The sequence below is a fragment of the Streptomyces iranensis genome, from assembly GCF_017874715.1.
Classification (GTDB): domain Bacteria; phylum Actinomycetota; class Actinomycetes; order Streptomycetales; family Streptomycetaceae; genus Streptomyces; species Streptomyces iranensis.
The window spans coordinates 267,563-279,655 of the sequence record NZ_JAGGLR010000013.1 but is presented as its reverse complement, the minus strand read 5'-3'; the positions used below and the strand labels follow the sequence as shown (position 1 = coordinate 279,655).

The 12,093-nt window shown below is 72.1% G+C and carries 11 protein-coding genes; 5 read left to right on the top strand and 6 right to left on the bottom strand.

Going from position 1 to position 12,093, the window contains the following annotated elements; all coding sequences use genetic code 11:
- Window positions 1-212: 212 nt before the first annotated feature.
- The 3 genes from J2Z30_RS24975 (at window position 213) to J2Z30_RS24965 (ending at window position 2,866) form a co-directional block, all read left to right on the top strand.
- Window positions 213-1,094 carry a TetR/AcrR family transcriptional regulator gene (locus tag J2Z30_RS24975; RefSeq protein WP_245388382.1) on the top strand — a complete coding sequence of 294 codons (882 nt, stop codon included), beginning with the start codon at window positions 213-215 and terminating at the stop codon, window positions 1,092-1,094.
- A gap of 82 nt (window positions 1,095-1,176) precedes the next feature.
- Window positions 1,177-1,443 carry a DUF8847 domain-containing protein gene (locus tag J2Z30_RS24970; protein WP_044570024.1) on the top strand — a complete coding sequence of 89 codons (267 nt, stop codon included), beginning with the start codon at window positions 1,177-1,179 and terminating at the stop codon, window positions 1,441-1,443.
- Window positions 1,444-1,588: 145 nt separating this feature from the next.
- On the top strand, window positions 1,589-2,866 hold the full coding sequence (locus J2Z30_RS24965; protein ID WP_044570025.1) for a C40 family peptidase: 1,278 nt from the start codon (window positions 1,589-1,591) through the stop codon (window positions 2,864-2,866).
- A 21-nt stretch (window positions 2,867-2,887) separates the two neighbouring features.
- Here J2Z30_RS24965 and J2Z30_RS24960 read toward each other — a convergent pair whose 3' ends face one another.
- From J2Z30_RS24960 to J2Z30_RS24940, 5 genes are all read right to left on the bottom strand, one after another.
- Entirely contained in the window at window positions 2,888-4,297 is a 1,410-nt protein-coding gene (locus J2Z30_RS24960) for a styrene monooxygenase/indole monooxygenase family protein (RefSeq protein ID WP_044570027.1), read from the bottom strand.
- A gap of 77 nt (window positions 4,298-4,374) precedes the next feature.
- The gene (locus J2Z30_RS24955) at window positions 4,375-4,986 is read right to left on the bottom strand and encodes a GTP-binding protein (RefSeq protein ID WP_106969044.1); all 612 of its coding nucleotides are present in this window, start codon (window positions 4,984-4,986) and stop codon (window positions 4,375-4,377) included.
- 34 nt (window positions 4,987-5,020) lie between these two features.
- Window positions 5,021-5,413, bottom strand: coding sequence for a DUF742 domain-containing protein (locus J2Z30_RS24950; protein WP_020868455.1), 393 nt, complete (start codon window positions 5,411-5,413; stop codon window positions 5,021-5,023).
- Window positions 5,410-5,901: a roadblock/LC7 domain-containing protein gene (locus J2Z30_RS24945; RefSeq protein WP_044570029.1), complete on the bottom strand. Its 492-nt coding sequence runs from the start codon at window positions 5,899-5,901 to the stop codon at window positions 5,410-5,412. Before J2Z30_RS24945 ends, J2Z30_RS24950 begins: the two co-directional genes overlap by 4 nt.
- Entirely contained in the window at window positions 5,898-9,251 is a 3,354-nt protein-coding gene (locus J2Z30_RS24940; RefSeq protein ID WP_044570030.1) for a sensor histidine kinase, read from the bottom strand. The genes J2Z30_RS24945 and J2Z30_RS24940 overlap by 4 nt, the downstream gene beginning before the upstream one ends.
- 390 nt (window positions 9,252-9,641) lie before the next feature.
- Between J2Z30_RS24940 and J2Z30_RS24935 the strand changes: the two genes are divergently transcribed.
- Window positions 9,642-10,412 carry a protein phosphatase 2C domain-containing protein gene (locus J2Z30_RS24935; RefSeq protein WP_044570032.1) on the top strand — a complete coding sequence of 257 codons (771 nt, stop codon included), beginning with the start codon at window positions 9,642-9,644 and terminating at the stop codon, window positions 10,410-10,412.
- Between the two features lie 94 nt (window positions 10,413-10,506).
- On the opposite strand, the gene J2Z30_RS24930 is transcribed toward J2Z30_RS24935, so the two are convergent.
- Complete coding sequence (locus J2Z30_RS24930) at window positions 10,507-11,037, bottom strand: MarR family winged helix-turn-helix transcriptional regulator (RefSeq protein ID WP_078956642.1); 531 nt, start codon at window positions 11,035-11,037, stop codon at window positions 10,507-10,509.
- A gap of 202 nt (window positions 11,038-11,239) precedes the next feature.
- On the opposite strand from J2Z30_RS24930, the gene J2Z30_RS24925 reads away from it, so the two are divergent.
- Window positions 11,240-12,088 carry a lysozyme gene (locus J2Z30_RS24925; RefSeq protein WP_044570034.1) on the top strand — a complete coding sequence of 283 codons (849 nt, stop codon included), beginning with the start codon at window positions 11,240-11,242 and terminating at the stop codon, window positions 12,086-12,088.
- Window positions 12,089-12,093: the final 5 nt, after the last annotated feature.

The window sequence follows — 12,093 nt, the reverse complement described above, 5'->3', positions numbered from 1 at the left end:
GAAGCCCCGTGCGAGGGAAAGGATCCGCCGGATGGGAGGGAAAGGATCCGCCGGACACCCCGTAGGGCTGAGGCCAGGGGGCATCGGCCGCCGGGCCAAGGGGCGTTGGGCCGCCGGGCCCAAGGGCGCGTTCGGACCGGGCCCAAGGGCCCATTCGGGTCGGACCGAAGGGGGCATCCGCTCCGTAACGACGGGCGGTTACGCTGCCAGGCATGACGACAGGCAGCGGCACCGCTCCGGCGCCCCCGGAGGCGACACCCCCGGCGGAGGCGAGTGCCGCCGCGCGCCCGGCGGCGGAACCCCCGGCCACCGCGAGCCCATCGGCCACCGCGAGCCCATCGGCCATCGCGCGGCCACCGGCCACCGCGAGCCCACCGGCCGCGCGCCGGGGCAGCTACCGCAGGCTGAGCGTCGAGGCGCGGCGCGCCGAACTCCTCACCGCCGCGCTCGGCCTCTTCGCCCACCGCGCGCCCGAGGACGTGTCGCTGGACGATGTGGCCTCGGCCGCCGGGGCCTCCCGTCCGCTGGTCTACCGCTACTTCCCGGGCGGCAAGCAGCAGTTGTACGAGGCGGCGCTGCGCAGCGCCGCGGATGAGCTGGAACGGTGCTTCGAGGAGCCCAGGAGCGGTCCGCTCAGCGCCCGGCTGAGCCGGGTGCTGGACCGCTATCTGGCCTTCGTGGACGAGCACGACGCGGGGTTCAGCGCGCTGTTGCAGAGCGGCAGCGTGGCCGAGACCTCGCGGACGAACGCGATCGTGGACGAGGTCCGGCGGGCGGCGGCCGAGGAGATCCTGCTCCATCTGGCGGTCGAGGAGCCCGGTGCGCGGCTGCGGATGATGGTGCGCACCTGGATCACGGCCGTCGAGGCGGCCTCGTTGATCTGGCTGGACGAGGAGAAGCGGCCGTCACTGGAGGAACTGCGCGACTGGCTGGTGGACCAGTTCGTGGCGATGCTGACCGCCACCGCGGCCACCGACCCGCAGACGGCCCGGGTGATGAAGGCCGCGGTCAGGATGGAGCCCGCAGAGGGACCGGTCGGGCGGCTGGCGCGCCGCGTGGTGCCGTCGCTGGGCGAGGCGTCGCATCTGCTCTGACGAGCGCGGCCGGTGAGACGTACGTGGCGAGACGTACAGCCGTGCTGGGACGAACGGTCGTCGTGAGACGTACGGTCGTGGTGTGAGAAGCGAGGAGACGCCCTTCGTGGGCGGGCCGCTGGACGGCCGGGTGCTGCCGGTGCTGGTCGGCCTCACGGGCCAGCCGCCGAAGACCTACGAGGTGCCGGTGGAGAACGAGGCGGGCGGACCGCCGACGGTGTATGTCTACCGCAGGGTTCCCGCCGCCACCTCCAAGCGGCTGGGCCTGGTCCGGGTCTGGGCCTATGAGTACGACCCGGAGGGGAAGCCGGGTGGCGGGCCGAAGTGGCCGTGGTCCAAGCCGAACTGACCGTCGGGCCGAGCTGATCGCCCGCCGGACGGGTGACCGTATTCGTCCGACTCGCCCACAATTCTCCTGAAGATACGAACGTCATGCCACGATCCCTGCTGAGCTGGACGCCGAACAGAGGCGTCTCGGAGCCGGAGGTGATCACGTGTCAGGACGGATCGTGGGCTCGGTCTGCGCGGCGGCGATCACCGCGGCCGCCGCGCTGGTGCCCGCCGTTCCGGCGGCCAAGGCGTCGGCCGCCCCCGTCCACCCCGCCGACCGGTCCGTGTCCGAGCTGCTGACGCAGCTCAAGACGCTGTACCGGCAGGCAGAGGAGGCGACGGAGGCGTACAACGGGACCGAGGAGAAGCTGCACAAGCAGCGCACCAGGACCAGGGAGCTCACGGCCCAGCTCGTCCACGCCCGTACCGAGCTCGCCGTCAGCCACGACGACGCGGGACGGCTGGCCCGCCGGCAGTACCAGGGCCACAGCGCGCTCTCCTCCTACAGTTTCCTGCTGACTCTGCTCACCCCGCACCCGGAGAACGCCGCCGACGAGGCGCGGGAGCTGGATCGGGCGGCCGGCCGCGAGGCCGCCCTGATCCAGCGGCTGACCAAGGGCGAGCGGCGCGCCGACACCATCGCCACCCGGGCACGGACCGCGCTGGACAAACAGCTGTCCCTGGCGGCGAAGCGCATGAAACAGCGGGACAAGGTGAAGAAACAGCTCCGCTCCATCGAGAAGCTGCTGGCCGCGCTCAGCACCCGCCAGATCGCCCAGGTGGCCCAGCGCGAGCGCCAGGAGACCGCGAAGGCCCAGCGCAAACTGCTCGCCTCCGGGGCGCTCGGCTCCGCGAATGGCACCTCACCCGGCGCCGCGGGCCCGCCCGCCACCACGAACGGCGGCACGGGCGGCACCACGAACGGCGGCACGGGCACCGGCGCCGCCCCGGCCCCCGGAAGCCGCCGGGACACCCCGGCGGCGGGCGCCCCCTCACCGGTGGCCACCGTCACCGCGCCCCGCCCCCACCCCCACCAGTCCCCTGGCCGCCGCCCCGGAATGGCGTCCGCGGAGGCCGGGCGGCGGGCGCTCGCCTACGCCCTGAACCAGATCGGCAAGCCGTACGTCTGGGGCGCCGAGGGGCCGAACTCCTTCGACTGCTCGGGGCTGACCTCATCCGCCTGGGCGTATGCCGGGCGGACCATCCCGCGCACCAGCCAGGAGCAGTGGCGCCAGCTGCCACGGGTGCCACTCAGCCGACTGCGCCCCGGCGATCTGGTGATCTACTACAAGGGGGCGAGCCATGTGGCGATGTACGCGGGCAACGGCCAGGTGGTCCAGGCGCCGCGCCCCGGCCAGCGGGTGAAGCTCTCCCCGCTCGCCTCCAATCCGCTGCAGGGCGTGGTGCGCCCGGGTCCGGTCACGGTGGCCAAGAAGCGGTGACGGCTGCGGCGACGGCCGGTGTCAGCGGAAGGACCGGACGGCCTCGGGGACGCGGTCGTCCGCCTCGGCCTCGTCGTCGGCCCCAGCCACAGCGCAGACCTCGGCTGCAATGGCCTCAGCCACATCGCAGGCCTCGACTTCAGTGGCCTCAGCCACATCGCAGGCCTCGACTTCAGCAGCCCGGGTCTCTTCCCTGACCTCGTCCAGATAGGCGGCCGTCTTCTCCGGCTCGTAGAAGAAGTTCTCGAAGTCGGAGGGGTCGTCGAAGCCGTTGGCGATGCGGTGGGCGACGGCCGGGAAGGCGGACCCCGCGCCGAGGAGGTTCACGATGTGCTCCGGCGGCGGGGCCAGCATCGCGTTGCTCCACTTGGTGACGTGCCGCGCGCTCTCCCAGTAGCGGTCGAACGTCGTCCGCATCCACTCCTCGTCGAACGGCCGGTCGCCGCGCTCGAGGATGCTCTCCAGATAGGCCGCCGCGCACTTGGCCGCGGAGTTGGAGCCCTGGCCGGTGATCGGGTCGTTGGCCACCACGACATCGGCCACGCCCAGGACCAGCCCGCCGCCCGGCAGCCGCCCGATGGGGTGGCGCACGGTCGGCGCGTACCGCCCGGACAGCGTGGCGCCCGCGTCCGTCAGCTCGACCTTGGTGGCGCGCGCGTACTCCCAGGGCGTGAAGTGTTCCATCAGCTCCAGGACGCGCTCCAGGTGCTCCGAGGGGTCGGTGATGCCCTGGAACGAGTCGGCCGGACCGCCCGGGACGGTCTCCCAGAAGAGAATGTCGGCGCGGCCGCTGTTGGTGAGCGCGGGCATCACGAAGAGCTCACCGACGCCGGGGACGAGGTTGCAGCGCACCGCGTCGACGTCGGGGTGCTCGGGGCGCGGGCCGAGGCCGTGCACATAGGCGACCGCGAGGGCGCGCCGCGGGGTGTCGTACGGGGAGCGGGCGGCGTCCCGGCCGAAGAGCGAGACCAGTTCGCCCTTGCCCGCGGCCACCAGCACCAGGTCGTACTTCCTGGCGAGGACGTCCAGGTCGGAGACGGCGGCGCCGTGGATGACCACCTGGCCGCCGCGCTGCTCGAACGTCTCCATCCAGCCGGCCATCTTGATCCGCTGGTCGACGGACTGGGCGTAACCGTCGAGCCGGCCGACCCAGTCGATGACCCGCGGATGGCCCCCGGGAGCCGGCGGCCCGGCGACCGAGACCCCGAGGCCCCAGGCCCGCGGCGCCCGCTCCTCCCAGAAGTTGAGCTCCAGATCGCGCTCGTGCCCCAGCGCGGTGTGGAACATGCACTGGGTGGACATCACCCGCCCGCCGCGGATCTCATCGGCCGTCCGGCTGGACATCAGCGTGAGCTCGTAGCCCCGGGACTGGAGGCCGAGAGCGAGTTGGAGGCCGGATTGACCGGCACCCACGATGAGTATCTTCCGCATGGCCGTCGACTCTCCCTCATGCTCGGGCCGGAAAGAGGAACAGAGCATTCCATCCCACGGGCGGAGCAGAGGTTACGTCACTCGGGTGACACGTCAACGGCGTGCCTCACCAGCGCCAGCAGCGCGTCCACGACCGCGATCCGGCGCCGGGCGTCCATCATCACCACGGGCACGGAGGACGCCACGGAGAGCGCGTCCCGTACGTCCTCGGCCTGGTAGAGCGGAGTCCCCTCGAAGTGGTTGACCGCCACCACGTACGGCAGTCCGAGGCTCTCGAAGTAGTCCAGTGCCGGGAAGCTCTCGTCCAGGCGCCGGGTGTCGACCATCACCACCGCGCCGATGGCCCCGCGCATCAGGTCGTCCCACATGAACCAGAAGCGCTGCTGACCGGGGGTGCCGAAGAGATACAGGACCAGATCGTTCTCCAGCGTGATCCGGCCGAAGTCCATCGCGACGGTGGTGGTCAGCTTCTCGGGCGTCGCCTCGAGGTCATCCACACTCTCGCTGGCCTGCGTCATCAGCGCTTCGGTCTGCAGCGGAGTGATCTCCGAAACCGCGCCGACGAAGGTCGTCTTGCCGACGCCGAAGCCTCCCGCTATCACGATCTTGGTGGCGATCGGCGCGCGGGAGCGGTCCGTCTGCCACCTCTGGAGCACCTCCTCGGCCCCGGGTATCCCGGCCCCGGGTATCTCCGACGTCGCCGGCGGGGTCGCCGTGATCGTCTCAGAGCCTGCGAAGTCCACTGAGCACCCTTTCGAGCAACGCGCGGTCCGGCTGGCCGGGGCCCCGCCCGGTGCCGTAGACGCGGATCTTTCCCTGGTCGGCCAGGTCACTGAGCAGGACGCGCACCACACCGAGTGGGATCTTGAGCATCGCGGAGACCTCCGCGACGGAGCGCATCCTGGCGCACAGTTCGATGATCGCCCGGATCTCCGGCAGCATCCGGGAGTTCAACCCGCTGGGGGCCAGGTCGAGCCGTCCGTCCGGAGATTCCAGCGCCGCGACGAAGGTCTCCACCAGCAGCACATGGCCGGAGCGGGTGCGGCCACCGGTGAGTGAGTACGGACGTACGCGAGCGGGTTTACGGGCGGGTCGGCCGGACCCGGCGGCCGTCACTGTGCGTGCTCCAGCGACCTGCGTAGTTCATTGCGGAGCTCGGGGGTGAGCACATGTCCGGCCCGGCCCACGAACAACGCCATGTGATAGGCGACGACGGTCATGTCGCAGTCGGGGGTGGCGTGCACCCCCAGCAGCGAACCGTCGCTGATCGACATGACGAACAGACTGCCCTCGTCCATCGCCACCATCGTCTGCTTGACACTGCCGGCTTCCATCAGCTTCGCCGCGCCGAGCGTGAGGCTGCCGAGCCCCGAGACGATCGTCGCGAGATCCGCGCTGGAGCCCTTGGGGCCGTCCTGCACCGACGGATCGGCCGCCGCGGCCGCGGCGTGGTGCCGTGTGTCGGAGGAGAGCAACATCAGCCCGTCGGTCGAGACGACCACGACCGAACGGACGCCCGGCACCTCCTCGACCAGGTTCGCCAGCAACCAGTGCAGATTACGGGCCTCGCGACTCAACCCGTAGGTACTACTGGGCGCATTCACCCGCGTGCCTCCTCAACCGTGCCACCCTCGTTCTGCGCCCCCGTTTGCCCTGCTGGTCCCCCGTGCCCCCGCGCGGGCTCGCCGCGGGCGGCGAGCTCGGCGGCGGCGTCGCGGTGTCCCTCGCGGGCGCCGCGCTGGAACCCACCGAGCCGGCGCCGCAGTTCCTCCGCGTTCACCGAGCCGGTCCGCTCCCGTGGATCGGGCTCCCGGAGGGCCACGTTCCGCGGTCGCCGCTTGGGAAGCCCCTTGTCGGTGCGCGCCGCCTCGTCGTCCGGGCGGCCGTGCTGGTCGGGGCCGATGGCGTACGGATCGGCGGACGGCTCACCGCCGCCTGCCCGCTCACCACCCTCCGCCGTCCTGCCGCCGGGCGACGGCGGGACGCTGCCTTCCGGGCCGTCGTACGACGCCGGGGCGCGGTCCGCCGGGCCGCCGGGCCACGCCGGGCCGCGGTTGGCCGGGCCCCAGGCGGCCGCGCCGACCGGGCGTATGCCGTGGCCGCCGATGTACCACTCGCGGTCCGCGTGGTCGTCGCCGTCCGCGTGGCCGTCGCGGCCGTCGGCGCCCGCGCGGTCCGCGGCGTCCTCATGTACGTCGCGACCCTCGCGGTCCTCGCGACCCTCGCGGCCTTCGCGACCCTCGCGGTCGTCGGGATCCGTACGGTCCGAGCGGCCACCGCGGTCCTCGGAGTCGTCCCCTTGGCTCTCGCCCAGGCGCCGGAGCGTCAGCTCCATCGTCTGCTCGACGGCCGGGACCTCCGGCTCCTCGGGCTCCTCGGGCTGAGGTGCCGGGGCCTTGTCGTCCGCGCCGGGCCGGGCGTCGTCCTGCCCGTCGGCCTGGGCCAACTTGGGGACGCGCTTGGGCAGGGCGGGCAGCGCACCGGGGCTTTCCGGGGCCGGATGGCCGCGCGGCGGCGTGGGCTCCAGGGGGTAGTCACGGCCCGTGTCCCCGGTCCGGCCCCACTGCTCACCGGGGACGGCCCAGGGGGCGCTCGGCTCCGGTTCGGCGGCGGCGTCGACGGGCTCGGGCCCAAGGCGGGACTCAGACCCAAGGCGGGGCTCAGACCCAAGGCGGGGCTCAGGCCCAAGGCGGGGCTCGTCCTCGGGCTCCGGCTCGACGGCCTGCGGCGCCGGGTCCGGCTCCGCGGACGGAGCGGGCAGCGCGACCGGCTCGGCACCGGCCCCCGCCACACCCTCTTGGCCGGGCGCGACCGAACGGACCTGCCCCGGCAGCGCGTTGGAGTTCGCCTCGGCCTCCGAGCCCGGGAAGCCCAGGAAGGAGGAGGGTCCGGTGGCGCCGAACGTCGCGCTCGCGCCCACCGGCGGGGCGGGCGGCAGCCCGGCGCCGGGCGAACCGGAGGGGAGGATCTTCGTCGGGAGGACGACCACGGCCGCCACCCCGCCCGGCTGCTGCTCGCGCAGCTGTACGCGGATGCCGTGGCGCGCGGCCAGCCGGGTCACCACATACAGCCCGAGGCCCAGCGGGTCCTCCGGCTGGGGGCCCTGGCAGTACTCGGGAACGGGGTCCGCGAGCCGGTTGTTCAGCTCGACGAAGCGCTCGGGCGTCATGCCGATGCCCTCGTCCTGGACGGAGAGCATGACCTCGCCGGTCTCCAGCAGCCAGCCGGAGATCTGGACCGCCGCGTCCGGCGGAGAAAACGATGTCGCGTTCTCCAAAAGCTCGGCGATCAGGTGGCTGACGCTGTCCGCGGCGAACCCCGCGACCTGGGCATGCGGCGGCAGCGCCTGGATCTGCACCCGGTCGTACCGCTCGACCTCGCTGATCGAGGCGCGCAGCACATCCAGCAGCGGCACCGGCCCCGGGTGGGTCGCCTTCTGCTCGGAGCCCGCGATGACCAGAAGGTTCTCGCCGTAGCGGCGCATCCCGGTGGCCAGGTGGTCGAGCTGGAAGAGCGTCTCGAGGCGGTCGGGGTCCTGCTCCCGCTCCTCCAGGGATTCGATGATGGCGAGCTGGCGCTCGATCAGGCCCAGCGAGCGCAGCGCGAGGCTGACGAAGCTGCCGTGGACCCGGGCCCGCAGCCCCTCCAGCCGGGTGGTGACCGCGTCCCGCTCGGCGCGCAGCCCGTCCCGCTCATCGGCCAGCCGCTGCCGCTCACCGATGAGCCGGGTGCGCTCGCGCTCGAGCTCGGCGACCCGCTCGTATGTCTGCGCGGCCTTGGCGTGCAGTTCGTTGACGGCCCGTACGGCGTCCGCGAACTCGTCGTCGCGGCCCTTGAACTCCACCGGTTCCTCGGCCGCCGGATCGGCCGCGACCCGCCGGGCGCCGAGCCGCAGGGCGGCCAGCGGCCGGGTCATCGAGCGGGCGCTGTGCACTCCGGCGCCGAGGGCGACCAGCAGGGCGGCGCCCACGATGCCGATGCGCAGTTCCAGGTCGGTGACCTCGTCGTCCCGCACCCGCGCGAGCTGGGCGGCCTCGGCGGAGGCCAGCGAGGACTGTGCGCCGCGCATCTGGTCGATCCGGGCGTTCAGGGCGGCCTCGACGCGGTCCTTCTGGAGGAAGAAGTCATTGCCCGAGAGGCGGCTCTGGTCGGTGAGCCGGGCGAGGTAGCGCTCGGCGGAGCCGACCTCGGTGCCGCTGACGGTGCGCTGGTAGGCCTCGCGCATGGCGGCCGGGGCCAACTGCTCGAAGTCGTCGAGCGCCGACTGCTCGCGGAGGTTGGTCCGCTGCGCGGCCGAGACCAGCGTGGGCTGGCCGCCGCCCGCGTCGAGCGCGGCCAGCAGCAGTCCGCGGGTGGCGGACGCCTCCTCCACCGCGCGGCCGAGCGGGGCCAGCGCGGCGGTGCCGCCGGACTCGGCGTCGGCCGGGAGCCGGCGGGCGAGGGTGTCGCTGATCCCGTTCAGCGCCTGGACGGTGCGGGTGTAGGCGGTGAAGACGTCGGTGGCCGAGCCCTTGCCGGTCAGCGCCTCCTGCCGCAGCTCGGGGAGGGCGTCGAGGCGCCGCCGGACCGAGGCGGGGACGTCCCCGCGCGCCTCCCGGACCCGGCGGTCGACGCGGGCGCGCATCTCCTCGGAGACCCCGTGGCCGGAGGCCGAGGTGCGGCCGTCGGCGACATAGCGGGTCATGGCGTCGCGCTCGTCGGCGAGGGCGTGGGAGAGGGTCACCGTGGAGCGGTTGGTCTCCGCGAGGTCGACGAGGTGCTGGGCGTCGGTGGTGTCGTCGAGGGCGAGCAGGACGGCGGGGGTTCCGGCCCCGAGGACGGCGACGGAGACGAGGGCGACGGACGTGGTGAGCCGACGGCGGACGCGTACGGTGCGCCGTCGCGGCGCCGCCTCATCCTGGCGTGGCTCGCCGACCGCATCGCGCGTGGTGCCCCGAAGCCGCTTCTTCCGCACCGGTGCTCACAATCCATTCTCGCCCGACCGCTGACGTGGACCAGAGGTGACGACGGATCACCAATTGTGTTTCCCCACCTCTGGTAGGGATTCCGACCCTTTCAGGACGGGTCTGGGGCGGGTACGCATCACCCACCCGGCCACCCGAACGAGTGAACCGTATTGCGTAGTTGACCACCAACTTTGGCTCGCGGCCATACCTTCCCACCACCTTGCGCGGATTGGTAAAGACCTCGACGCCCTGACAAGATGCCCACCCGCAGCTTCCCAGAAGTGTCAATCCCGCCCCAATCAGGCAGCGGAGAAACCGGCGACGGATTTGGTACGGACCAACACCCGGTCCGGCCCTCGCCGCCGTAGTGATCGACAGGGGTCCGGCAGACTGAGGGAATGCGCATCGAACTCGCGACCGCCCCCGGCGATCAGCAATATCCCAACGAGGACTACGCGTCAGTAGCCCTCCCCGCCTCGGGGAGCGGCGGTGCGCTCGTGGTGCTGGACGGGGTGACCCCGCCCGAGGGAGGGGACGGATGCGTCCACAGCGTGGACTGGTTCACCGCACGGCTCGGCGGATCGCTGCTCGAACTGTCCGGTTCACGACGGGATATGCCCCTGACACAATGCCTCTCCGAGGCGATCGCCCGGACCGCCGCCGCTCATAGTTCAACATGTGACCTTTCTCACCCCCTCACACCCCAGGCGACCGTCGTCGCGGCGCGCTGGAACACCGAGCGAATCGAGCATCTGGTGCTGTCCGACTCGGTGTTGCTCATCGAGCGGACCCATGACGGAGTGACCCCGGTCCTGGACGACCGCATCGACCGGCTGCGGGCCGAGGGCCGGCGGCTCGCCCCGCTGCGCAACGTGGCGGGCGGCTTCTTCACCGCCGCCGCCGACCCCGCCGTCTCCCATAAGGCGGTCACCGGGGAGCTCCCGCGCGGCGAGGTGCGGGCGCTGGCGGCGCTCACCGACGGGGCGTCGCGCTGGGTGGAGAGGTTCGGTGAGGGCGACTGGACCGAGTGCTTCGCGCTGCTGCGCAAGGAGGGCCCGCAGGCGCTGATCGACCGGGTGCGGGCGGCCGAGCACGCCGATCCGGACCGTACGGCCTTCCCCCGGGGCAAGAACCATGACGACGCGGCCGTGGTCTTCGTGGAGCCCTGACCGCGGGGGCCGCCCCCACCAGTGGGGTAGCGCGGTTGCCACGTCCGCGTCGCCGGATGCGCGCCGGTCGCCGATCCTGACGTGTATGAGCGCCCTACTCCTGCGCCGCGCGCGCCGTCTGACCGCGGTCGTCGGCCTCCTGCTCCGCGTTCAACCGGTGCAGCAGCCTGGCGAGTTCGGCGACCTCGCTGCGCTCCCACCCGGCGAGGCGGCGGGCGTACCGCGCCCGCCGGGCGCCCCGCACGGCGCTGAAGCGGCTGCGGCCCTCCTCGGTCAACTCCACCAGGAAGGCCCGGCCGTCGGCCGGATCGGGCGTCCGCGTCACCAGTCCGAGCCCCTCGAGAGCCCGGAGCTGACGGCTCATCGTGGCCTTGCCGACGCCCACGAAGCCCGCGAGCTCGGTGGCGCGCTGCGCACCGGCGTCCTCGAGCCTCATCAGCAGTCCGTAGGCGGCGGATTCGAGCTCCGGGTGGACCTCCCGGGCCAATTCCCCCGAAGCGGCACGGGCTCTGCGGAGGAAGACCGCCAATTCGCGCTCCAGAGCCAGGAATGCATGGTCCAAACCAATGCCACCCACGGTGCCCCCCTCACCCCGCTCAGGGGGCAACGCCCCGTTGTTGTGCACGTCAGAGCCCTCTCCGGGTTTTCACTTCGTGAAAGTTTCTACCACGCACGGCTGTTACCGCAGCTCCACCAGTATTTCGCAGGATTAGACCAACGGCATCACACTCTCCCCCTTCCGTCGGCCTATCTACGCCCGTAGCGTCAACTCCTGACATGGTCATTCCAATCGGAGCTCCCCCCACCGAGGTTTCGGAGGCAACGCCATGCCTGTGCACAGACCTGGTTCGGCCCGACGCGCCCTCAGTGCGCTGATCGGCATTCTCGCCACGTTCCTCGCCATGGCCCTCGCACTGCCCGGTTCGGCGTTCGCCGCCCAGGGACAGGGCGACAAGGCCATCCCCCATCCCGAGGACGACTGGGCGGGTTCCCAGATAGCCAAGCACGAGGGCGGATCCACGACCGGTGAGGCGCCGACGGGGCTGCTCGCCACCGTCGAGGGCGTGGACGTCAGCAGCCACCAGGGCAATGTCAGCTGGTCGACGCTGTGGAGCAGCGGCGTCCGGTTCGCCTACGCCAAGGCGACCGAGGGCACCAGCTACACCAACCCCTACTTCGCCCAGCAGTACAACGGCTCGTACAACGTCGGCATGATCCGCGGCGCGTATCACTTCGCCCTGCCGAACAACTCGACCGGCGCCGCACAGGCCAACTACTTCGTCGACCACGGCGGCGGCTGGTCCAAGGACGGCAAGACCCTGCCGGGCGCGCTCGACATGGAGTACAACCCCTACGGCGCGACCTGCTACGGGCTGAGCGCCAGTGCGATGGTCAACTGGATCAAGTCCTTCAGCAGCACCTACAAGTCGCGCACCGGCCGCGATCCGGTCATCTACACCTCCACTAGCTGGTGGAAGACCTGCACGGGCAACTCCGCCGCCTTCGGTGGCGTCAACCCGCTGTGGATTCCGCGCTACGGCTCGTCCGTCGGTGAGCTTCCCGCCGGCTGGGGCTTCCACACCATCTGGCAGTACACCTCCTCCGGCCCGACGGTCGGCGACCACAACAAGTTCAACGGCGCCATGGACCGGCTGCAGGCCCTCGCCAACGGCTGAGCCCC